The 21,865-nt window shown below is 58.1% G+C and carries 17 protein-coding genes; 12 read left to right on the top strand and 5 right to left on the bottom strand.

Annotated features, from left to right (window positions below; translation table 11 throughout):
• The first annotated feature begins 27 nt into the window (after window positions 1-27).
• The 8 genes from RBR41_RS05340 to RBR41_RS05375 all read left to right on the top strand — a co-directional run bounded on the left by RBR41_RS05340 (window position 28) and on the right by RBR41_RS05375 (window position 9,949).
• The gene (locus RBR41_RS05340) at window positions 28-825 is read left to right on the top strand and encodes a hypothetical protein (RefSeq protein WP_320351554.1); all 798 of its coding nucleotides are present in this window, start codon (window positions 28-30) and stop codon (window positions 823-825) included.
• Window positions 826-830: 5 nt separating this feature from the next.
• Window positions 831-2,234 carry an amidophosphoribosyltransferase gene (gene purF / locus RBR41_RS05345; protein WP_320351555.1) on the top strand — a complete coding sequence of 468 codons (1,404 nt, stop codon included), beginning with the start codon at window positions 831-833 and terminating at the stop codon, window positions 2,232-2,234.
• Window positions 2,235-2,295: 61 nt separating this feature from the next.
• Window positions 2,296-3,546, top strand: a complete 1,251-nt coding sequence (gene hisS / locus RBR41_RS05350) for a histidine--tRNA ligase (protein ID WP_320351556.1) — start codon at window positions 2,296-2,298, stop codon at window positions 3,544-3,546.
• Window positions 3,547-3,565: 19 nt separating this feature from the next.
• Window positions 3,566-5,440 (top strand): aspartate--tRNA ligase, encoded by a 1,875-nt coding sequence (aspS, locus tag RBR41_RS05355; protein ID WP_320351716.1) that lies wholly within the window; start codon window positions 3,566-3,568, stop codon window positions 5,438-5,440.
• A gap of 43 nt (window positions 5,441-5,483) precedes the next feature.
• Complete coding sequence (def, locus tag RBR41_RS05360) at window positions 5,484-6,002, top strand: peptide deformylase (protein WP_320351557.1); 519 nt, start codon at window positions 5,484-5,486, stop codon at window positions 6,000-6,002.
• Window positions 5,975-6,988: a methionyl-tRNA formyltransferase gene (gene fmt / locus RBR41_RS05365; RefSeq protein ID WP_320351558.1), complete on the top strand. Its 1,014-nt coding sequence runs from the start codon at window positions 5,975-5,977 to the stop codon at window positions 6,986-6,988. The genes def and fmt overlap by 28 nt, the downstream gene beginning before the upstream one ends.
• 347 nt (window positions 6,989-7,335) lie before the next feature.
• A complete protein-coding gene (locus tag RBR41_RS05370) occupies window positions 7,336-8,172 on the top strand; it encodes a DUF116 domain-containing protein (RefSeq protein ID WP_320351559.1) in 837 nt (278 codons plus the stop codon).
• A 184-nt stretch (window positions 8,173-8,356) separates the two neighbouring features.
• The gene (locus RBR41_RS05375) at window positions 8,357-9,949 is read left to right on the top strand and encodes a transcription antitermination factor NusB (RefSeq protein WP_320351560.1); all 1,593 of its coding nucleotides are present in this window, start codon (window positions 8,357-8,359) and stop codon (window positions 9,947-9,949) included.
• A gap of 448 nt (window positions 9,950-10,397) precedes the next feature.
• Here RBR41_RS05375 and RBR41_RS05380 read toward each other — a convergent pair whose 3' ends face one another.
• Complete coding sequence (locus RBR41_RS05380) at window positions 10,398-11,348, bottom strand: ParB/RepB/Spo0J family partition protein (RefSeq protein ID WP_320351561.1); 951 nt, start codon at window positions 11,346-11,348, stop codon at window positions 10,398-10,400.
• Between the two features lie 747 nt (window positions 11,349-12,095).
• Here RBR41_RS05380 and RBR41_RS05385 point away from each other — a divergent pair.
• Entirely contained in the window at window positions 12,096-12,500 is a 405-nt protein-coding gene (locus RBR41_RS05385) for a hypothetical protein (RefSeq protein WP_320351562.1), read from the top strand.
• Window positions 12,501-12,711: 211 nt separating this feature from the next.
• On the opposite strand, the gene RBR41_RS05390 is transcribed toward RBR41_RS05385, so the two are convergent.
• On the bottom strand, window positions 12,712-13,497 hold the full coding sequence (locus tag RBR41_RS05390) for a ParA family protein (protein ID WP_179980373.1): 786 nt from the start codon (window positions 13,495-13,497) through the stop codon (window positions 12,712-12,714).
• Window positions 13,498-13,797: 300 nt separating this feature from the next.
• On the opposite strand from RBR41_RS05390, the gene RBR41_RS05395 reads away from it, so the two are divergent.
• From RBR41_RS05395 to RBR41_RS05405, 3 genes are all read left to right on the top strand, one after another.
• The gene (locus tag RBR41_RS05395; protein ID WP_320351563.1) at window positions 13,798-14,196 is read left to right on the top strand and encodes a sigma-54-dependent transcriptional regulator; all 399 of its coding nucleotides are present in this window, start codon (window positions 13,798-13,800) and stop codon (window positions 14,194-14,196) included.
• 29 nt (window positions 14,197-14,225) lie between these two features.
• On the top strand, window positions 14,226-15,056 hold the full coding sequence (locus RBR41_RS05400; protein ID WP_320351564.1) for a DsbA family protein: 831 nt from the start codon (window positions 14,226-14,228) through the stop codon (window positions 15,054-15,056).
• A gap of 311 nt (window positions 15,057-15,367) precedes the next feature.
• Window positions 15,368-15,841, top strand: coding sequence for a GNAT family N-acetyltransferase (locus RBR41_RS05405; RefSeq protein WP_320351565.1), 474 nt, complete (start codon window positions 15,368-15,370; stop codon window positions 15,839-15,841).
• Window positions 15,842-16,046: 205 nt separating this feature from the next.
• Here RBR41_RS05405 and RBR41_RS05410 read toward each other — a convergent pair whose 3' ends face one another.
• The 3 genes from RBR41_RS05410 to RBR41_RS05420 all read right to left on the bottom strand — a co-directional run bounded on the left by RBR41_RS05410 (window position 16,047) and on the right by RBR41_RS05420 (window position 21,864).
• Window positions 16,047-16,634, bottom strand: coding sequence for a MerR family transcriptional regulator (locus RBR41_RS05410; protein ID WP_320351566.1), 588 nt, complete (start codon window positions 16,632-16,634; stop codon window positions 16,047-16,049).
• Between the two features lie 455 nt (window positions 16,635-17,089).
• Entirely contained in the window at window positions 17,090-17,587 is a 498-nt protein-coding gene (locus RBR41_RS05415; RefSeq protein ID WP_320351567.1) for a C40 family peptidase, read from the bottom strand.
• 752 nt (window positions 17,588-18,339) lie between these two features.
• Window positions 18,340-21,864, bottom strand: coding sequence for a UvrD-helicase domain-containing protein (locus RBR41_RS05420; RefSeq protein ID WP_320351568.1), 3,525 nt, complete (start codon window positions 21,862-21,864; stop codon window positions 18,340-18,342).
• Window position 21,865 lies beyond the last annotated feature (1 nt).

A 21,865-nucleotide genomic window follows, 5' to 3' on the forward strand; every position in this document is an offset into this window, starting at 1 on the left:
GGGCAGGAGGGTGCATGGCGGCTCCGCTTGCGGGGTTTGGCACTGTGCCTGCTCTGGTGCCTGTGTTTTTCTCTTGTGGGCTGTGACGGCCCGGCCCTGAAAGGCGACGACCTTTCCCAGGCGCGGGAAGCTGTTTCGCAACGGCAGTGGTCACTTGCCGAAAGGCTGCTTGAGCGGTATCTGCGTGAATCGCAGGACAGTCAGGACGCCGACAGCAGGTGGGAGGCATGGCAGCAGCTGCTTGTGGTGGTCAACGCCGCAGGGCAGGAGCCGCGCGCGAGCCTTGAATATCTTGAAACCATGCAGGAAGAGTATCTGGACGACGACGCCCGCAGCGCCGTCATCCTGAAGCGCATGGCTGAAGTGTATGAGGGTCTGCACCGCTATGGGCGCGCCGTGGACATGTGGAGCGCCTATATAGGTCTTGGCGGGCTGAGTCCGCAGCAGGTGCTTGAAGGGCACAGGCGTCTGGCGGCCATGCAGTTCAGTCTGCGGCGGTTTGACGCTGGCGAGGACACCCTGCAGCAATGTCTGGCCCTGCCCCTGCCGGACCACGACAAGATCATGTGCATGTATGATCTGGCTGATCAGAACATGGCACGGGAACGCTGGCAGGAAGTGTCCGGCCTGTCGCAACAGATTCTGGACAGCGATCCTGACCAGAACGTGCGCGGGCTTGCCGGGTATCTGCTGGCGGACGCCCTTGAGCAACTGGGCAAGAATGGCGAAGCATTGAAACAATTTGAACTGGCGCGCGACGCATACCCCAATCCGTCGGTCATCGACAATCGCATTGCGCATCTGCGCAAAAAACTGAAGAAGTAAGGCTTATGATTAAGCACGAATGCGGTGTTTTCGGCATTTATGACCACGACGAGGCTGCCCGTCTGGCCTACTTCGGACTTTACGCCCAGCAGCACCGGGGGCAGGAAAGTGCGGGTATAGTCACTTTTGATAAGGACGGCGTGCACGAGCACAAGGGCATGGGCCTTGTGCCCGACGTTTTTACCGAAGCCAGCCTGAAAATGCTCACGGGCCGCAACGCTGTGGGGCATGTGCGCTATTCCACCACGGGCAGTTCTTCTGCCGGTAATGCCCAGCCCTTTCTGACCACCTACAAGGGCAGGGCCATTGCGCTGGCCCATAACGGCAACCTCGTCAATGCCGGACAGTTGCGCGAAGACCTTGAAAACGAAGGGGCCATTTTTTCCACCAGCAACGACACGGAAGTGTTCATGCATCTGCTGGTGCGCGCCCTGCGCCACAACGATTTGCCGGGAGCCGTCAAGGAGGCCTGTTACAGGGTGCGCGGCGCGTACTGCCTGCTGGTCATGATGGACGGCATCCTCGTGGCCGTGCGCGACCCCCACGGCTTTCATCCCCTGGCCCTGGGCCGCATGGACGGAAGCCACGTCTTTGCGTCCGAAACCTGCGCCTTTGACCTGCTGGAGGCGGAGTTCGTCCGCTCGGTGGCGCCGGGTGAAGTGGTGGTGGTTGAGGGCAACAGCATGCGCAGTGAGAGCCTTATTCAGCCCATGCCCAAAAAGCCCGCCCAGTGCATTTTCGAGCTGGTGTATTTTGCCAGGCCCGACTCCTATGTTTTTGACGAGCAGGTCTACCTCTGCCGTAAAAAAATGGGCTGCAACCTGGCCAATGAATCCACGCCGGACGTGGATTTCGTCATGCCCTTTCCCGATTCCGGCATCTATCCCGCCCTGGGCTTTGCCCAGTGTTCGGGCCTGCCCTATGAGCATGCCATGATACGCAACCACTATGTGGGGCGTACCTTTATCCAGCCGTCGCAGAGCATGCGCAGCTTTGGCGTGCGGGTGAAGATCAATCCCGTGCGCGAGATGATTGACGGCAAGCGCATCTGCATCATTGACGACAGCATCGTGCGCGGCACCACCATGATGACCCGCGTCAAAAAGCTGCGCGAGCTTGGGGCCAGAGAAGTGCACATACGCATTTCGTCCCCGCCGGTCATCTCGCCCTGTTATTACGGCATTGATTTTTCTTCGCGCGGCGAACTTATCGCGGCCCAGCACAATCTGGCGGAAATAACGCGCAAGCTGGACGTGGATTCGCTGCACTATCTCAGTATTGAGGGCCTGCTTGGTTCCGTGGCGCAGCCGCAAAATTACTGCATGGCCTGTTTCACGGGGAACTATCCCGTGCCCTGTGAGGACTGCGGCGGCAAGTTTAAGCTTGAAGGCTCCTGCGGTTCACGCTAATTTCTGGCCCCCGGCCAGGAGGCCGAAAAAGCGCCCGATACAGGGCACATTTGAGGAAGACATGAGCATTGCACGCATCAAGGGTTTCGCGGACATGTTTCCGCCGGACAGTGACATCTTCACCCGTATGGAAAATACCGCTCGGGATGTTTTCAGCCGGTACGGTTTTGTGGAACTGCGCACGCCCATTGTGGAATTTACCGAGCTTTTTCAGCGCTCCATTGGTGAAGAAACCGATGTGGTGCAAAAAGAAATGTATACCTTTCCCGACCGCAAGGGCAGGTCGCTGACCCTGCGGCCAGAGGCCACGGCGGGCGTCATGCGCGCCTATATTGAAAGCGGCCTCGCCAACAGGGAACCGGTAAGCCGCCTTTTCACCACCGGGCCCATGTTCCGCTATGAGCGCCCGCAGAAGGGGCGCATGCGGCAGTTCCACCAGATCAACTGCGAATGCCTTGGTTCGCACAGCCCCTATGCCGACGCCGACCTTATCAGCATGCTGCTGCGCTTTCTGGACGCCCTGGGCCTCAAGGATCTGACACTCAAGGTCAATTCCCTTGGCTGCGCCGAGTGCCGCCCCAAGTTCAAGGAGGCCCTGCTGGCCTATTTGCAAACCGTGGACAGCGCCGCTCTTTGCCCGGACTGCGCCCGCAGGGTCAACACCAATCCCCTGCGCGTGCTGGACTGCAAGCAGCCCGGCTGCCGCGCCATCACGGATGCGGCCCCCAAGCTGCTGGACTACAACTGCCCGGAGTGCCGCGCCCATTTTGACACGGTGCTGGATCTGCTCGGCGCGGAAAAGCTGGCCTATGAGCTTGATCACAGGCTGGTGCGCGGGCTGGACTACTATTGCCGTACCACCTTTGAGGTGGTAAGCGGCAGCATCGGCGCGCAGGCTGCCGTTGCGGGCGGTGGCCGTTATGACGGCCTTGTGAAGAGCCTTGGCGGCCCCGACACCCCGGGCGTGGGCTTTGCCGCGGGCATGGAGCGCCTGGCCCTCATGATGGGCGAAGCAGGCGCAAATCCGGCGGACTTCTATCTTGTGGCCATGGACGCTCAAAGCAGAACGCAGGGCTACGCCTTGGCCCAGAATCTGCGTGGGGCTGGCCTCAGGGGCGAAATGAATTTCAGCGAAGGCGGCTTTAAAAGCCTCATGCGTCAGGCTGGCAAGTCCGGCGCGCGCTACTGCCTTATCATGGGGCCTGATGAAGCGGCCCAGAACACAGTGGTCATAAAAAATCTGGAAAGCGGAGAGCAGACAGCCGTTCCGCAGTCTGAAGCACTACACTTTTTGCAAACGGGAACCAACTAACATGACTCAAGAAAGCCAGATGGCGGAACAGACGCCCGCGCAGGGCCAGGACGTGCAGCAGGAGCATCAGAAGTACATCGCCGACCTTGGCCAGTGGCATCGCACCCACAATTGCGGTGAACTGACCCTTGCCAATGACGGGCAGGATGTCTGCATCATGGGCTGGGTACAGTACCGGCGCGACCACGGCGGCCTTATCTTTGTGGATCTGCGTGACCGCATGGGCCTTACCCAGGTGGTGTTCAGCCCTGACGCGGCCCCCAAGGCGCACGAAAACGCGCACATCCTGCGCTCGGAATACGTGCTCGCCATCAAGGGCAGGGTGCGCCCGCGCCCCGAGGGCATGATCAATCCCAATATGGTCACGGGCCAGATCGAAGTGGTGGCCACGGAATGGAAGCTGCTCAACACTTCCAAAACCCCGCCCTTCGCCATTGAAGACCGCTGCGACGCCGGTGAAAACCTGCGCCTGACCTGGCGCTATCTTGACCTGCGCCGTCCGCGCATGCAGGCCAATCTTCGCCTGCGCCACAAGGTGGCCCAGTGCGTGCGCCGCTATCTGGACGACAACAGCTTTGTTGAGGTGGAAACCCCCATCCTCACCAAGTCCACGCCCGAAGGCGCGCGTGACTTTCTGGTGCCCAGCCGTCTGAATGCCGGGGAATTCTACGCCCTGCCGCAGTCGCCCCAGCTCTTCAAGCAGCTGCTCATGGTGGCCGGCATGGATCGTTACTTCCAGATCGTGCGCTGCTTCCGTGACGAAGACCTGCGCGCCGACCGCCAGCCCGAGTTCACCCAGGTGGACATCGAAATGAGCTTTGCGGACGAGGAAACGGTCATGGGCATGGCTGAAGGCCTTATGGCCCGCGTGTTCAAGGACGTCATGGGCAAGGACATTGCGCTGCCCTTCCCGCGCATGCCCTGGGACGAAGCCATGGCCCGCTACGGCGTGGACAAGCCCGATACCCGCTTTGGCCTTGAACTTGTGAACATTACCGACATCGTGCGTGGTTCCGGCTTCAAGCTTTTTGCCACCGCGCCCCTGGTCAAGGGCATGAAGGTTCCCGGCGGCGAAGGCATGACCCGCAAGGAAATCGACGCCTTTACCGAGTTTGTCAAAATCTACGGCGCTCAGGGTCTGGCCTGGATCAAGATCAAGGCCGACGAGTGGCAGTCGCCCATTGCCAAGTTCCTTTCCGACGAGGAGCGCAAGGGCATTGCCGAAGCTCTGGATCTCAAGGTGGGCGATATCGTGTTCTTCCAGGCTGGGGATCCGGGCATGGTCAATGCGGCGCTGGGCAATTTGCGCGTGCACCTGGCCCAGCACCTCAAGCTCATTCCCGAGGACAGCTTCAACTTCCTCTGGGTCACGGACTTTCCGCTGTTTGAATACAATGATGAAGAAAAACGGTATGTTGCCTGCCACCATCCCTTCACGGCTCCGGCTCCCGGTCATATGGAATTCATGACCTCTGATCCGGCCAAGGCCCGCGCCCGCGCCTATGATATGGTGCTCAACGGCAGTGAAGTGGGCGGCGGCTCCATCCGCATACATTCGGGCGAGGTGCAGCGCCGCATGTTTGAAGCCCTTGGCTTTACGCCCGAGCAGGCCGAAAGCCAGTTCGGCTTCCTCATCCAGGCTCTGGAGCAGGGCGCTCCGCCGCACGGCGGCCTTGCCTTCGGCCTTGACCGCCTTATCATGTTGTTGGCAGGTGCAAGCAGCATCCGCGACGTTATCGCCTTCCCCAAAACGCAAAAAGCCACCTGCCTCATGACGGACGCGCCTGCGCCCGTGGCAGCCAAGCAACTGCGTGAACTGGGCCTGCGCCTGCGCGAACAGCCGGGCGACAAGCCCAAGACCGATAAACCCGGCCAAGAGGCAAAGGCGGAATAACGAACGTCGGCCCCGGCCCCCCGCCGGGGTTTAAGGAATATATATGATTCTTGATATTGTTACCTATCCTGACCCGCGCCTCAAAGAGGTGTGCGAGCCTGTGGGCGAGGTGACGGATGAAATCCGCCAGTTTGCCGCAGACATGCTCGAAACCATGTATGAAGCGCCCGGCGTGGGCCTTGCCGCTCCACAGGTGGGCCGCAATATCCGCATGCTTGTGATGGACCCCACCGCGCAGAAGGATGAGAGAAACCCCAGGGTGCTCATCAATCCCGTGCTGACCCTTTCTGGAGAGGAAGTGGTGAGCGAGCAGGAGGGCTGCCTTTCCGTGCCCATGAACTACCGGGCAGACGTGAAGCGCATGAGCAAGGTGCATCTGAGCGCGCGGGATCTGGACGGCAATGCTATCGAGGAAGATCTTGAGGAGTTCCCCGCCATTGTCATGCAGCACGAGTATGACCATCTGGACGGCGTCCTGTTTATTGACAGGATCAGCCGCCTGCGGCGCAGTCTGTATGACAGCAAGGTAAAAAAATGGCTCAAGAAAAAGACTGCCGAATAGTCTTTATGGGTACGCCGGACTTTGCGGCCGCCAGCCTTAAAAAGCTGGCGGCCTGGCCGCGCGCCCGTATAGTGGCTGTGTATACGCAGCCCGACCGTCCGGCAGGGCGCGGCCACAAGCTTGCCATGTCGGCTGTAAAAAAACTGGCGCTTGAGCTGGGCATTCCCGTGTACCAGCCAGCCAGTCTCAAGGGTGCTGAGGCTCAGGCGGAACTTGCGGCCCTCAAGCCCGATGTGCTGGCCGTGGCCGCCTACGGCCTGATCCTGCCCGACGCCGTGCTTGCCATGCCCCGGCTTGCGCCGGTCAACGTACACGCCTCCGTGCTGCCCCGTCTGCGCGGTGCGGCGCCCATCCAGCGGGCGGTTATGGAAGGCTGGCAGTCGGAATCCCGCGCGGGCATCTCCATCATGCGCATTGGCAGCAGACTTGATGCGGGGCCTGTGTACGCCATGAGCGATACGCCCATTGGCGAGCACACCTCCGGCACCTTGCACGATGCCCTGGCCGAAATGGGGGCTGACCTTCTCATAAAGGTGCTGGATGACATGCTTGAGGGCAGGGCCGTGGCTGTGGAGCAGGATGAAAGCCTTGCCACCCACGCCGCCAAGCTTGGCAAGCGTGACGGTTTTGTGGACTGGGCGCAGACGGCGGCGCAGGTGCATGCGCAGATTCGCGGCGTAACGCCCAAGCCGGGCGCGCGTACTGTGCTGCATCTTGATGCGGCTGATGATTTTGCCGCCCAGATTCTGCCGCTGATTGTTTCACCTGGAACAGTGGGCGAGGCCACGGCGGGTGAACAAGCCGGCACCCTGCGTCATGACAGCCAGGGCCTTGGCGTTGCCTGCGCCGACCGCTGGTATATGTTCGGCATGGTTCGGCCCGAAGGCCGTAAGGACATGCCCGTGCGCGATTTGCTCAACGGCAGCCTCAAGAATCTTCCTGAGGGGCTCTGTGGTCACGCCCGGCAACTGGAAGAGCCTGCATAGGGCAGGCTTGCCCTGAAATTTTTGTGGAGAGGGATACTTTTTTAAAAGGTCCCTCTTTCTTGTTTTTGCCGTAGGGGTACCCACGTGTGGACACAGCACCCTGTTGGGGTAAGTGTCCCGGTTTGCACGGGTGGTAAAATCCGTTGTCGGCATACACAGACCTGTACAGACAGCTTTGCGGGCGGCCGTTTTGGGCCTGTTTTTTTTCTTTTTTGCAGCGTGATATGGGACAGGCTCTTTTGTTGCGCACAAGCCGCCTGAGGCGTAAAATCTGGTATACGCCCATTTTTGCTTTGCATTTTGCTTTTTTTTCTTTCCTGACGTTTGGCCTGACCCCATGAGGCTTCATGAAACTGCGTAAATCTCCTTTTTCTCTTCCTCCCGATCAGTATGGGGGCGCGCGAAAGCGCACCTTCATCGGGCTCATGCTGGCATCGAGTGTGGTTCTTTGTCTTGGCCTGGCCATCTTTCTTATCCTGCCCTGGTCTGACGCCCTGAGCGGTGTGGTCTGGCTCGAGCGGCTCAGTGTTGTGGTGGCCCTGGTGTGCATCACTGCCCTCATGTGGCTCAGCCTCATGCTGGTGTTTCATATCTATACCGGCAAGGCTCTGCCCGGCGCTGGCAGCGTGCGTCATGTGACCATACGGCTGTATTTTCCGCTTATGGAGTTGCTGGCCAAGTTTGTGGGCATTGACAGGGGCAGTGTGCGGCGCAGCTTCATCAAGGTGAACAACGAACTTGTGCTTTCGCGCCGTAAGACCGTCGAGCCGCACAAGCTGCTGCTGCTTTTGCCCCATTGCGTGCAGCGCTCCGCCTGTCCGCATCGGCTGGTTCATAATGCCGACTTGTGCCTGCGCTGCGGCGGATGTCCGGTCGGCGCGCTGCTCGATCTGCGCGACAAGTATGGGATCAGGTTTGCCATTGCCACAGGCGGAACCATCGCGCGGCGTATTGTGGTGCAGACCCGGCCCGACTGCATCATTGCCGTGGCCTGTGAACGTGACCTTACCTCAGGCATACAGGACAGCTACCCCCTGCCTGTCTTCGGCGTGCTCAACAGCCGCCCCAAGGGGCCGTGTCTTGACACCCTTGTGCCCATGGAAGCCCTTGAGGATGTCATTCGCCTCTTTCTTGGCCTCAGTGACAGCCTGACCCCGCAACCTCTGCTGTTATGGAAACGCTGATTTATTCAGTTTGGCGGTGTTGCTTCATTTTTTTTGAAACAGTCGAGGACGGAAGAGTCCACTCCTGCTTCAAAATAAGATCGCGCCTTGCCAAACGAAACAACAGCGCGTTTCCAGGAGCTCTTTAATCAGTGCTTCCTACAATGGTTGCCGTAAATCTACACAATGACGGGGAGGGCAGGGCATGAGCAAGGAGACAAAGCCGGGTGGGCTTCAGTTGCGAGGTTTGCCCCTCAACGGCCGTACCGCGGCCCTACGCGCCTTGCTGCTGGTGGATCAGGGCATGAACGCCCAGCAGGCCCTTGCGGCCGTGCTTGACGCGCCTGCGGCTCGTCATGAGGGTGCGCCTTTGTCTGGTCAGGACAAGGCGCTTTGTACCGAACTTGTGTACGGCTGCCTGCGTACTGAGATCAGGCTGCGTTACATCCTGTCGTCCGTGCTGTCCAAGCCGCAGGGCTTGCCGCCAGCTATGCGCACTGTCCTGGCTCTTGCCGTGTATGGCCTGCTGTTTCAGGACAAAGTGCCCGCGCACGCTGTCCTACATGAGGCTGTGGATCAGGTGCGTCGTCTTTTTGGCCAGGGTCTGGCCCGCGTCGCCAATGGCGCATTGCGCTCCCTGCAGCGCATGGGGGAGGAGCCTCTTGGACAAGCCTTTTATGTGACAAAGCCCAAGGGTAAGAATGGACTGGCTCACGGCGCGGATGCTGACGGTTTTTTGGGCCAATGTGTTTTTTATTCCATACCCTTGTGGGTAGGCACTCTGTGGCGCGACGCTTACGGGGAACAGACCGCGCTGGCGCAGATGCGCCGTGCCTTTGAAAGGCCGTATTCCGCATTGCGGATTAATCCTGCCCACCTTTGTGCCAAGGAATTGTATGCAGCGCTGGCTGCCGGGGAAGTACCTTCACCCCCGTGTGGGTATTCCCTGTCAAGTGCTGTCCCGCCCGGTTCCTTTGAACCGATTGGCGGTTCTTTGCAAGAGCAAAGGGCTTTGGTGCGGCCACAGTCTGTTCATCAACAGGCTGAAATTAAAGATATATCTATGTCTCGTCTGGGCGAGCCTTGTGCATCAGATGCTGTTGTCGGCAAGTCTGTTCCTGTAAAAATCGGGCGATGGGGGCTGGCCTTTGCGCCTGGGCAAATGCCCCGCGCTGTGCTTGGTCACGATCTGCGTCACTGGCAGGCCCTTGGGGCAATGAGCTGGCAATCCGCAGGATCGCAAACAGCTCTGCTGGAGCTTGGCCTGGACAACTGGCGTGAACCTGTGTGGGATGCCTGCGCAGGTTACGGCGGCAAGAGCATGGCTCTGATGGAGTGGGGCGTGCCTGTGGGCTTATGCACTGACCGTTCCGCCGCGCGGCTTCGCGGCCTGCCAGGGCAGTGCGCGCTCTTGAACCTGCCGCAGCCTGTCTGCTGCCTGGCTGATGCTGCCCGGCCGCCTGTACGCGCATGGCATGGCCATATTCTTGTGGATGCGCCCTGTTCCGGCCTGGGAGTTCTGGCCCGCAGACCAGACATCCGCAGGCGTGAACCGCAACATCTTGCTGAACTTGAAGGCCTGCAACGATCCATTCTAAAAGCGCTTGCGGAATATTTGCAGCCAGGCAGGGAACTGGCCTACATAACATGCACGCTTAACCCTGCCGAAAACGATCAGGCAGTGGCCTGCATCTTGAAATCACACAAGAATTTGCGCTTGGTGCGGCAGTGGCAGACAAGCCACGAGCATAGCTGGCTTGAAGGCATGTACGGCGCGGTGTTGCGTAATGAGGGATGATTTTGGCGCGTGACGCTTACGTAGGGGGTTCGTTGAAATGCTTAGTGGGGGAGGGACCCTTTTGTAAAAGGGTCTCCTCCCCCACGCCCCCACCCCCAAAAACTTTTATTGTTTTGTGCTGGATACAATTTTTTTTGATTTGATGATGGGGGCGGACCAGCGTCCTCTTGGCAGGCTGTCTCGTACAGGTTACGCCGCGTACGAATGAAATGCGCTGTTGCTCTCATGGCCATTCTTAATGCAAGACGCCGGTTCGCATTGCGAACCGGCGTCTTGTATTTATGCTTTTATCTTGCTGCCCGTGACGGCAGCATTCATGCCCATAGTGGTCATATGTATTCCCACGTGAAAGCCGAGGTGTATTCCTGTGTTTTCGCAGGAAAATCGTCTTCAAAACGCGCGGCGGTGGATTGCTTGCCTTGCATCCGGACGGGATCTGGCTGCGGGTCTATTCCGCTGCCTGTTCGTTTGCCTGTTCGGTATCAAGGGCAAGGCCGAACTTTTCAAGCAGTACGGCGAGCTCTTCCTTGCTGCTGTAGTTCAGGGCAATGCGTCCGGCGTTTTCGTCACCGCTGATTTTGGCCGGGCAGCCCAGGGCAGTGCTCAGGCTTTTTTGCAAGGTCTTGAACGCTGGGCTTTTTTTGCGCGAAATTCTTTGATTTGCCTGTTTGGGCCCCTGCTTTTCTTCGTGCAGATCTTCCTGCCAGGGCAGGGTGGAGTGCCCACGCCAGAATGCGGCAGCTTCCTCAGCTTCGCGCACAGTCATGTTGTGGCTCTGGATGCGCAGGCGCAACGCTTCAGCCGCATCCTGCGCGTCAATGCCCAGCAGGCAGCGGGCGTGGCCTGCACTTATACGCCCCGTCTGCAGGTCATCCCTGGCGGCGGCGCTCAGTTGCAGTAGACGCAGGGCATTGGCCACGGCCGGGCGGCTTTTGCCCAGGCGTGAGGCAAGCTCCTCCTGCGTAAGGTCGAGGGCTTCGCGCAAGGCATGCAGTGCTTCGGCTTCTTCTATGGGGTTGAGATCCTCGCGCTGAAGGTTTTCAATCAGCGCGGCGGCCATGACTTCTTTGTCGCTCAACTGCCGGATGTACACGGGCACCTGGGCAAGCCCGGCTATCTGCGCGGCCCGCCAGCGCCGCTCGCCCGCGACGATCTGGTAGGTGTCGCTGCCGGGCAGGGGACGCACAAGCAGGGGCTGGATTATCCCCTGTGTCTTGATGGAGGCCGCCAGTTCGTTCAGCGCTTCTTCGTCAAAATGTCTACGTGGCTGACCGGGGTTGGGCTTCAGGGCCGTGAGGGGCAGGGTGGATGTTGCGGTTTCCTGCTGCTGCTGTTGCGGTTCTGATCCGCTGAAAAGCGCGTCCAGTCCTCTACCCAGTCCCTTTTTGTTGCCGCTCATAGTTCACCTCATATGTTCGCGTACCCGGTTTCGCGGGTGCTGTACTCGCAATCAGAAAAAGCCTTGTTCACTGTGCTGTTTGCTGCAGCAGGACTTTTGACCATCAAAAAAACAACATTGAGTTTGCCAGTTTGTAGGCGCTGCTGGCTCCAGGCGCTTCTGGCATCAGGCGCGGCTGGCCGCATCACGGTTGTTGCCCTGAGAAAGCGCAGGTCGCACGCCCGCTGCGCCCCTTTGCGCTTTGCAGCTGCCGCGTTTACCCCGTTTGCGCCGTATAGCATTGTGATACACGGCGCCTGTGCTCCCGTTGTCAGGTGCATCCATGTGGCAAGCGTGGTGCGGATTACGGGGTTGCGCAATTCCGCCTTGGCACACGCAGGGTTGCTTGCGGCCTGTTGGCATTGCGCATGGCATTGCGCTATTGGCGATGTCACAATGCTTGCACTGCGCTGCCCGTTGAATCGTTGGCTATAATGCCTTGCCCCTGTGCGGCATAGGGGAGCCGCCAGACCATACCGCACCCATCGCTGCATTTGGCGCGCTTGCGGCATGTACCGCGTAGCCCAAGTCTTTTTGTTGCGGTCTTTTATGCCTAACCGCCTTGACAAGGTGGACTCCGCGCGTCACGGTGCTGGCACCCGGACAGCAAACTTCGGCTTCCGGCCGCGCCTGGTGAAACCGCAGGCTCACAAGGCTTTTACCTTAAAATTTTCTGCCTGATGCTGCTCAGGCATAAAGGACATGCCAATGTTTGATCATCCTGAATTACGCTATCTTACTGACGCCAAGGGCAATGTTGAAGCTGTGCAGCTTTCGCTGAAGCTTTGGCAGCTGATTGAGCCCAAAATTACTGCGCAATTGAAAGCTACTGAAGCTCCGGCCCCCCTGGTTCAGGCCGAGGGGCCGCTGAAAAATTTTGAGCAGTTGCAACAGTTCTGGGACTTCAAGTACCCGTACTCGCCCACTGTGGACTGCCCCTATTGCGGCGCAAAAACTGCTGACTGGCGTACAGACCCCGCGCAGCCTTTTATTTTGACCAACGCCAATATCGGTGGTCTTCTTGTCTTTCTTTGCAAGGGCTGCGGCACGTCTGTCAGGCAAAAGCATTTTCGTGACCATGTGGCGGTGGAGCACAGCACCCCGAAAGGCTAGGGTTCGGTTTTTATAAGGCGCGCGCTCGTGCGTAAGCCATCAGGGCGTGCGCCTTACCAAGCCATCTCTGCATCCATGCAGGCGCGTGAGCGCTCTGCCTTGTGTCTTTTTTTATAAGTCCCGGCCAGTTATTAGTCCTTTGAGCCGGGCATATGGCACTGTCACCCGCCGTTGCTGGTGGTTGACGGCACGCTCAAAACCTAGCCGTCAGCTATTGCAGTACGGATTTTTTAGAGGGGCGGCGCAGCACCACTTCTTTTGCAAGCCCAAGGTAGGCTTCGGCCCCCTTGGATTTGATGTCATAGTGAATGATGGACTTGCCGTGACTCGGCGCTTCTGACAACCGCACGTTGCGGGGAATGACCGTTTCAAAAAGATGGTCGGGGAAGCAGCGCCGCACTTCGTTTTTCACTTCCCGTGTGAGCCTGTTGCGGGTGTCATACATGGTAAGCACCACGCCCAGCAGGGAAAGTTCGGGGTTGAGCCTCTTTTTCACCTGTTCATACGTCTGCAAAAGCTTGACGATACCTTCCAGGGCAAAAAATTCGCACTGAAGCGGAATGAGCAGTTCGCGCGATGCGCACAAGGCGTTCAGCGTTAAAAGGCCCAGTGAAGGAGGGCAGTCAAGTATTATATATTCGTAGTCTTTTTGGATGGATTTGAGGCATTCATTGAGGTAAAACTCACGTGCCATTTTGTCTACCAGTTCCAGCTCCACAGCCACAAGGTTTGTGCTTGCTGGCAAAATATCCAAAAAAGGCGAACGGCTTTTTGCTATATTTTGGCGTACCTGCTCAGGTTCATAAAAGGTATTGTACAGGTCGCCGTGCAGTTGTTCCTGTTGCAGGCCAATGCCGCTCGTGCTGTTGGCTTGGGGGTCACAGTCCACCAGCAAGACCTTTTTTTCCATAACGGCCAAGGCTGCTGACAGATTGATTGCCGTGGTGGTTTTTCCCACGCCGCCTTTTTGGTTGGCAATGGATATTATGCGAGCCATTGATGCCTCCCGCCCGTACGGGCAGTGGTGTGATTTTGCTGTTCACCTATTTCATGAGCTTTGTGGAAAGAGCGGCGAGCTTTAGATTTTTTAACGTTTCACATGAAACATTCATGAAAATCTTGAGGTGCGCACTTTGATGGTTGTAAAAGAGAGTACAGGCAGCGTCAAGTTGTAAAAAAATATTGCACCAAATTGTAAAAAATTTAGGAAAATGCGTACATGTCTATTGCTCGGGCCACCAGTTAGGCGCTAAAATATTCGGGCATGTAAAGAAAGATATTACTTGGTGGAGTGCGTATGGGGTCAAAAAAAATCCTGCTGGTTGATGATGAAGAGGAAGTGACACGCATTCTGGCTAAACGCCTGGGGCGCAGAGGGTACGAGTGCACCTCGGCCGCCAATGGGCAGTTGGCGCTGGATGCCATGCAGCAAGAAGCGTACAGCGTGGTTATAATGGATGTGAAAATGCCTGTTATGGATGGGATGAGCGCGTTGCAAAAAATCCATCAGCTTTGGCCGGAAACCCAGGTTATTCTGCTTTCTGGCCACGCCGATATGCAGCTGGCGGTACAGGCCATGAGCGAGGGGGCCTTTGGCTACCTCATGAAGCCGGTTGACCTTGACGAACTGCTTTTTAAAATTGAAGATGCCGCCACCCAGCGCCGCCTCGAAGCGGAGCAGGGCGGCGTAAACTGATTCGTCCCAAGGGCGTAAGGAATTTTAGTATGAGCATGTGGAAAAAAACAGGTTTGGTTGCCCTTGCGGCGCTTGTGGTTTTGGGTGGTCTTATTGCCTGCTCGCCCTGCCGGGCAGAAGCTGCGGCCGTGCAGATTACAGATGAAAATCTGGCGCAGATGCTGGAAAAATTGTTGCAGGAACGCCCTGATCTGGTGATGGACGTGTTGCGCAACAATAGCGAGGCAGTACTGGACATCGCCCAGCAGGGTTCCAACATGCGCAGGCAGCGCAGCCTTGAGGCGCAGTGGAGCCAGGAGATGAAGACGACCAAGTCCGTCAAGCTTGATGGCCGGCCTGTGCTGGGCCCCAAAAACGCCAAGGTGCGCATCGTGGCCTTTTCAGATTTTACCTGCCACTTTTGCCAGCAGGCATCAGGAACGGTGAGCGCCATTTTGAAGGAATACGGCAAGGACGTGAGCCTGGTGTTCAAAAACCTGCCTTTGGATGACAAAGGCCCGGCCAGTATCGCATCCAAGTATTTTCTCGCCATTGCGCAGCAGAGTGAAGAAAAAGCCTGGAAGTTCCATGACGCCCTGTTTGCCGGTCGCGACAAGCTTGTGACAGATGGCGAGGCTTTTTTGAAAACCACGGCCCAGGATCTTGGCGTGGACATGAAGCGCCTTGCCAAGGACGTGCACAGCAAAAAAGTGTCGGACATCATGGCCGAAGATCAGCAGGACGCGCAAAAGCTCGGCGTGGAAGGCACGCCGTATTTTCTCGTCAATGATCTTGTGGTGCGCGGCGCGTTGCCGCCGGATCTCTTCAAGAAGGCCATCGATATGGCCAAGGCCAAGGCTGAGGGTACTTCACCCAAATAGGCGGCCCGCAGCAGGAGCGACCAGCAGCAAAAGCGGGCAGTATCATGAGCGCCCACTATTGATTGCAGCCAGCAAAAAATGGCGATTGCCAAATTGTCAAAGGCTCCACATCCTACGGTGTGGAGCCTTTGTTGTAGCCAGGACTGCAGCCAGGGTAACGGTATCTACCGGGTTGTCGGGACCGCGCCCGCAAGGGGCTTTGCCCACACCATAAAAGGTAAGGCAAAGAGCAGACATAAAGCCCAACGTGACACGTGTGTACCTTGTTCTGCCATGAGCAAAATGAAAAAGCGTATGAGAAGAGAAAAAGCATGAAAATTTTTGCCGTCAAAGCAGAGGATTTGCCAGCCATTCTGGCGTTGCAGAAACAAGCCTTTGAAAGTGAGGCCCGGCTTGTGGGCAGTTATGAGATACCGCCCATGACGCAAACGCTCGCTGACCTTGAGCAGGAGTTTGCTACACGCGTCATGCTCAAGGCAGTAATGGACGATGGCGAGATTGTGGGATCAGTGCGGGCTAAAATTGAAAACACCACCGCCCATATCGGTCGGCTGATGGTCAAGCCAGAGCTTCAGGGGCAGGGCATTGGCACACGCTTGCTTGCTGCCATCGAAAAAGTGTGTGCGCAAAACCGCTACGAACTATTCACCAGCGCAAAAAGCCGTCGCAATGTGGCTTTGTATGAAAAAGCTGGATATTGCGCTTTTAAGGAAGCGGAGTTCATGCCCGGCGTGCGTCTTGTCTGGTTGCAAAAGAGCATCGGCTTCAAAAAAAGCTGTGATTAAAAAAGGAATTTGCGTTGTTGCCGCTGCGATCACTGGAGTACCCAGCCATTGCGGATATTCCGGTGGTGAATGCGGCGTATATAGCCAGGGTGTTATGCAGAGATAGCCAGGGTGGAGGCGAATATTGCAGCGCAACGGCGCAAACAGGCACTATTTGCGTTGAACAGACAAGCTGGGGCTATGGAAGGAGGGTGATGCGTCTGGCTCAGCCTTCGGAACCCGCGGCTGTGCTTTTACTGCGGATCATGCGTCCCATCCATTGCCGCAACTGCTCAAGATCAGCCTGTTGCGTTTTTTCAGACGATTGCAGCAAAAGACGCAAGGTATCAATATCCTGACGCAGCTCGGCATGTTGGGTTTCAATGGCGGGTTGAGACGCGCCTGCAGGCAGCCGCTCCACAACCAGATGCAGCAATTGCGCAATCCCTTCCAGGGCAGCGGTTTGCCGTTCCATCAACTGCAATGCCGCTGAAGGAAAAAAGTCCTGTGTAGGAGCCTGCACGGCCTGCAGTGGCTGGTGGTCGGCAAAGGTCAGCGCATTGCGGGGAAAGCGCGCCAGCAGGGCATCCTCAACAGCGGCGGCAGTGCGCGATTTCTGCATCTGCTCAAGAATGGCTGCGATAATGTCCAGGGTTTCACGGCGGTAGCGCCGCCGCCTGCCATCACCAACACTGGGAATAAAGGGGGCAAAGCGCTTGCAGTAATAACGGGTGGTAGATTCGGGCAGGGAAAAATGACGGGATATGTCCGCAATGCTTAACAAGCTTTCGCCAATGGCTGTTTTGCGCGCCATGTGTCCTCCCGGCGGCAGCGTGCCGATGAGATCTTGTTGCGTTATTGCCTGGCGTGCGCGGTCAGAATAAATGGGTGGCAGTAATGCCAGGGAAGGGCAGGTTAAATCCGCAACAAGGAAGTTACGCTGCGCATTTTCACACGAGTACGTTAAAACAACAATAATGGCAAGCAAGAAACAAAATTTTCCAAGCCCCTAGGGCGTTATTCGCAACACCATTACATTGCCCGGCTTATGGTTCACCTGACAGAGCCGATTACGCAGCGAAACCCTTGCTTGCTGTTGCATCTTAAGGCGCTGTCGGCAACCAAATGCGGCTTCAGTAACATGCTACACTTCATAATAAATTTACTGATATTTGTAACAAAAAACCGCATTGCCATCATGGCAGCGCGGCTGGTTCAGAGAAAAAAGGCAGCCTCACGCGGAGCATCTGCCTGGCAATGTACTACGAATCAGCGCACGACACGGCGTACAGCAACAAGTTTGTTGCTCCAGTAGGGTATGGACATGTTTTCCATTCGCACCTTTTCGCCTCTGCGCGGGCTGTGAATAAAGCTGTTGCCACCTGCATAAATGCCGGTATGCAGACCGCGCGGGCTTGAGCCTGTGCGAAACACCACTATATCGCCGGGTCGGGCCTGGTTTTTGGGCACGGAATACCCTGCGCTGGCCTGATCCACGGTAATGCGTGGAACCTTGTAACCGTTCTGTTTGTACACCCACCAGATAAGGCCAGAGCAGTCAAAACCCTTTTGCGGTGAAGCACCGCCAGAGCGGTACTTCTTGCCCATCTGAGCATAGGCGGTGCGTACCACCTTGTGCGCGTCCTCTGACATGGGGCCGTCATCCACCGGACGCGAGAGTCCGCAGCCAGCCAGCAGCAAAAGACTGGCCAGAGCCAGCAAGGCCCAGGGGCTGATGCGTAGTGATGGGGGCGATGTACGTTCCATGACAAGCCTCTTACACGCAATTTGCTGACAGTTCAGGCAAATTTTTGTGTATCCGAATATTCCGTCAACTGGGGTAAACTTTTCAATTCTGTCCAGAATCTAGCATAATGTATGCCAATTAACTAAAATTATTAAAAAATATTAAAAAAACAGGTGTTAGAAATTCTTTAGAAAAACAAAAAAGACACCGTCGCAGCTGAACCAGCGAAACCGTCTGAATTTCGACGCTAACTCATTGGGCATGATTTTCTTGCCCGGTTAGAGCAGATTAACTTTGAAATGCTTTGCATTCCAAAGTTTTCATTCATCCGAAAAATTCGATTTTCGGCTGAATCCACGCCACGCTGTGGCGCGCTGCACTCTCGTGCAGCGTCAGAGCATTTACACTTTTTCAAAGTGTAAATGCTCTAAAGAAAGCCTGCCGGGCAACCTGGATGTTTCTCTTGGCAGTGTATCAAGATAGCTGACTGAGGTGGCATAGGCCGAAAGGTGGGGCTACGCAAGTGAACTGGCAGTGTTTCTGCAAATATAATGGTATGGTATGAGCTTTGCGGCCCACTGCCTAGCCATAAAAAATACTGCCCTGCACAACAGGGCAGTAAAGGTTTTAGGGGGAAGGGGCGTGGGGGAGGGAGCCTTTTGCAAAAGGGGCCCTCCACCACAAGACTTCACAAGACTTCACAAGGCGTTGCAAAAGAACATTGCTCAAGCCGCAAAGTGTCGCGCGCCATACTCCCCGCATCGCTATGCCATTATTTCCCCTCTGGCTCTGGCAGCAGGGAAAGGGGGCGCGCCTGCGTCTCTTTGTGAACCGCAAGGGCGCTTTGACGGCAGAACTGGCGAATTTGTTCCAGAAAAGGCGAAGGCAGCAGGGCAAGGCTTTTGCCGTACAGCGTGCGCCGGGCGCTGTGGCTCACAAAAAGCGCACGCGCGGCCCGTGTGAGGGCGACATACAGCAGGCGGCGTTCTTCATCTTCATCCGATTGCGGCGCAGAAGGCGTCTGTTCGCCGGATGCCGCGCTGCCGTCGCTCCCTGCGCCAAAAAGAAGGTCTTTACGCAAGGGCAAAAGGCCGTCTTCAAGGCCAGGCAGGAACACAGCCTGAAATTCAAGACCCTTGGAGGCGTGCATGGTCATGATCTGCACATGTTCGGCCTTGCCGCGCACCATTTCCGCTTCCTGAAGCCAGCCAAGATGAGCCAGAAAATCCGGCCAGTTGCCATGCGTCTTCCAGACACGCCGGAGTTCACGCCAGGCACGGCCTGCCACAAGGGGTTCGCCAGCCCAGGACTGCTGTTTGAGCCAGGGTTCCAGAGCTTCGGGCGCAGGCAGTGAAGCACCGGCAACAAAAGGCGTTGCGGGCAGCAGAGATGACCCGGTTATGCCAGCAGCGCCCGATGCAGAAACCGCCGCAGCTGCAGCAGCAGTTTCGGCCAGGCCAGCCGCGACGTTGGAAGTAACAGCATCCGCCGCGCCTGCCGTTGCAGGGGCGGGCACTTCCTGCTGTCCGGTCGCGGGCGCAAGGCTTTGCGCCAGTGGGCCGAATCCACAGTGGGTCGCGGCCATGGCCAGCAGTTTTGCGCAGGCCGCGTCCTGCCAAAAGGCGTCTTCGGCCGGGGCGGCGCAGGGAATACCCGCCTGCTCGAGCGCTGCCCGCAAGGGCGCGATCTGCGCCCGCAGGCGTACCAGCACGGCAATGTCGCCAGGGGCCAGTGTGCCGTCCAGTTCGTGCGCTTCTGCGCTGCTCAAATGTTGGTCAAGCAGGGTGTGCGCCGTCGCGCCGAGCAGGGCCTGTACGCGGCGCGTTATCCAGCGAAGCTCGGCCTGCTGGTCCGGAGCCGAAAAAAGGCGCAACTGAGCGCTGAGTTGCCGCGCCGCCGTGAGCGGTCCGCACTGTCCCTTGTGGTGTAGCAGACTGCGCGCCATGTTCAGAACGTCCTGGCTGGAGCGGAAGCTGCGGCCAAGACAAAAGACCGACAATTCTGGCCAGACGGCTCGCAGGCTGCTTTCACTTTGACCGGATACGCCCCGAAAGCCGTAAATGGCCTGATCAGGGTCGCCAATGCCGAAAAATCCCTTGCCGTCACTGGGCAGCAAGCGCCGGAGAATAGCCAGCTGCACAGGCGAAAGGTCCTGCACTTCGTCCACAAGAACATGCTGCGGCAGTAGATCCGGGGGCATGGCAGCCACATGTTCCAGCCACCAGTCAAGAAGGTCGGCATAGTCAACATAGAGCAGGCCGGGGCGCTCAGATTTGCGTTGGGCATAAAGGGCAGCGGCCTGTGCGACGACCGGGTCGTCCAGGGGGCGCTGGCATTCGCGCGCCAGGGCCAATTGACGCCAGAGTTCTGACGCCTGACGGGCGGCAAGCTGGGGATTTGCCGCCTTGAACAGCTGCTGCGCCGCGTCGTCGCCGAGCAACATGCATTCACGCCCCTGTGATTGCATGACCGCGCGCATGCGGCCCCAGGCAATGCCGTGCATAGTGTCGCAGCAGGGCAGATCGCGCATATGGGGCAGGGCGGCTGCCAGGCGCTGCCGCATTTCATTGGCCGCGCGGCGTGTAAATGTTACCGCAAGCAGCTTGTGGGGCGGGACGCCCTGATCCAGCAAATGTTGCAAACGGCCAATGAGCACGCGCGTTTTGCCAGCGCCGGGGCCAGCCTGCACAAGCACCGGGCCGGGGCCAGCCATGAGGGCAGCCTGTTGCTCATCACTGAAGCTGACTGAAGCCTGCTGCGGGGTCTGCTTTTCATCCAGTTTAGCTGCATGCTGCGAGGGCCGCTCTTTCATGAGATCCAGCATGGACACAGAAGACGCCTTTTTCTGGCGCAGCTTGATGTCAGCCGCCGTGCTCGCGGCGACGCCAGTGCCAGCGTCAACGGCAGCGTCAGCGGCAGCGCCAACAGCAGGAATCTTGCGCGGTCTGCCCGGTTTGAGTCCCGGCAGGGAACCACGGCCCGCACCGCGCCCGGTACCGCGAATGTCGGCCAGTTCTTCAGGCGTAAACACGCGCACAACGCCGTACTCGCCGTCATAGCCGCCCTGACGGAAAACCTGACCGCGCCGCATGCGGGCCACAGCTTCGCCCAAAGGCTCCCAATGGGCGCGTACTTCTGACTCGGGCATGCGGCAGAGGATATCCAGTTCCGGCCCAAGCTCGCGCAGCAGTCTGCCGTACCGTTCCTGCACCTTGCGCGACGTGACGCCCGCGCCCACAATTTCGCCCACCACCTCGGCAAGAGGAATGAGCGGGCGCGCTTCGGGTTCCAGCGCGAGCCGTGCGGGTTCCTCCCTGTCGGCCAGTTCCCACACGCGGTGCAGCACACCCACTGTGAGGGGCTTGCCGCAGACAGGGCAGATATTGCCAAGCGCGCGTGACTCGCGCGGTTCCAGTACCACATTGCAGGCGCGATGGCCGTCCAGGTGGTACTTGCCTTCGTCGGGGTAGAATTCCATGGTGCCGAGAAAGCGGCAGTCGAGATTGTCCTGCGGCTGGCGGCGCGCTGCCGCCCGAAGGGCCGCGAACATGCCCGCATAGGAGGGCCGCCCGTCAAAAAGATTGGCTTCACGGCCAAGGTTGGCCCCCGAATGGGCGTCGGAGTTGGAGACAAGCGCGTAGCCGTCAAGCTGGCTCACCAGGCGGTTCATGTCAGGATCAGAGGAAAGACCGGTCTCAAGGGCAAAAATGTGCTCCGAAAGGTCGCCGTAGCAGTCTGTCAGGCGGTCAAAGCCGGATTTGGAGCCGAAAAGCGCGAACCAGGGCGTCCACACATGGGCCGGAATCATGACGGCGTCGTCAGAGCATTCCAGCATGATTTCGAGCAAATCGCGCGAATCGAGGCCAAGGATGGGCCGCCCGTCGGAATGCAGGTTGCCGATCTGCTCAAGCCGCTGCGAGAGCTTTGCCGCGTCCTCCAGGGTGCGCATGAAGATGAGATTGTGCACCTTGCGCACCTTGCCGTGGCGCTTGTAAATGGAGCTGATCTCTGCCTGGAGCATAAAGAGCGGGCCTTGCGCGTCGCCGTCCTGCATGGCGCCCCCGGCCATGACGTCAAGCTGCTCCGGGTCGCCCTTGAGGCGGTAAAGCCCGCTGGCTTCATCAAGCTCAAGCTGCGCGCCAAGTTCGGCGCGCCACTGCGGATGGGTAAAGTCGCCCGTGCCCAGGACGTTTATGCCCTTGCAGCGCGCCCATGCGGCCAGATGGCGGGCGTTGAGCGCCTTGCTGGTAGCGCGGGAAAAACGGGAGTGGATATGCAGGTCGGCTATGAAGTTCATA

This window comes from Desulfovibrio sp., assembly GCF_034006445.1.
In the GTDB taxonomy this organism is placed as follows: domain Bacteria; phylum Desulfobacterota; class Desulfovibrionia; order Desulfovibrionales; family Desulfovibrionaceae; genus Desulfovibrio.

Excerpts from the sequence above, each read along its gene's own strand:
- RBR41_RS05395 (WP_320351563.1), top strand. The coding sequence starts at position 13,798 with ATGGGGTCAAAAAAAATCCTGCTGGTTGATGATGAAGAGGAAGTGACA.
- RBR41_RS05405 (WP_320351565.1), top strand. The coding sequence starts at position 15,368 with ATGAAAATTTTTGCCGTCAAAGCAGAGGATTTGCCAGCCATTCTGGCG.
- RBR41_RS05390 (WP_179980373.1), bottom strand. The coding sequence starts at position 13,497 with ATGGCTCGCATAATATCCATTGCCAACCAAAAAGGCGGCGTGGGAAAA.
- RBR41_RS05420 (WP_320351568.1), bottom strand. The coding sequence starts at position 21,864 with ATGAACTTCATAGCCGACCTGCATATCCACTCCCGTTTTTCCCGCGCT.
- aspS (WP_320351716.1), top strand. The coding sequence starts at position 3,566 with ATGGCGGAACAGACGCCCGCGCAGGGCCAGGACGTGCAGCAGGAGCAT.
- purF (WP_320351555.1), top strand. The coding sequence starts at position 831 with ATGATTAAGCACGAATGCGGTGTTTTCGGCATTTATGACCACGACGAG.
- RBR41_RS05370 (WP_320351559.1), top strand. The coding sequence starts at position 7,336 with ATGAAACTGCGTAAATCTCCTTTTTCTCTTCCTCCCGATCAGTATGGG.
- RBR41_RS05375 (WP_320351560.1), top strand. The coding sequence starts at position 8,357 with ATGAGCAAGGAGACAAAGCCGGGTGGGCTTCAGTTGCGAGGTTTGCCC.
- hisS (WP_320351556.1), top strand. The coding sequence starts at position 2,296 with ATGAGCATTGCACGCATCAAGGGTTTCGCGGACATGTTTCCGCCGGAC.
- RBR41_RS05410 (WP_320351566.1), bottom strand. The coding sequence starts at position 16,634 with ATGGCGCGCAAAACAGCCATTGGCGAAAGCTTGTTAAGCATTGCGGAC.
- RBR41_RS05400 (WP_320351564.1), top strand. The coding sequence starts at position 14,226 with ATGAGCATGTGGAAAAAAACAGGTTTGGTTGCCCTTGCGGCGCTTGTG.
- fmt (WP_320351558.1), top strand. The coding sequence starts at position 5,975 with ATGGCTCAAGAAAAAGACTGCCGAATAGTCTTTATGGGTACGCCGGAC.
- RBR41_RS05415 (WP_320351567.1), bottom strand. The coding sequence starts at position 17,587 with ATGGAACGTACATCGCCCCCATCACTACGCATCAGCCCCTGGGCCTTG.
- def (WP_320351557.1), top strand. The coding sequence starts at position 5,484 with ATGATTCTTGATATTGTTACCTATCCTGACCCGCGCCTCAAAGAGGTG.
- RBR41_RS05380 (WP_320351561.1), bottom strand. The coding sequence starts at position 11,348 with ATGAGCGGCAACAAAAAGGGACTGGGTAGAGGACTGGACGCGCTTTTC.
- RBR41_RS05385 (WP_320351562.1), top strand. The coding sequence starts at position 12,096 with ATGTTTGATCATCCTGAATTACGCTATCTTACTGACGCCAAGGGCAAT.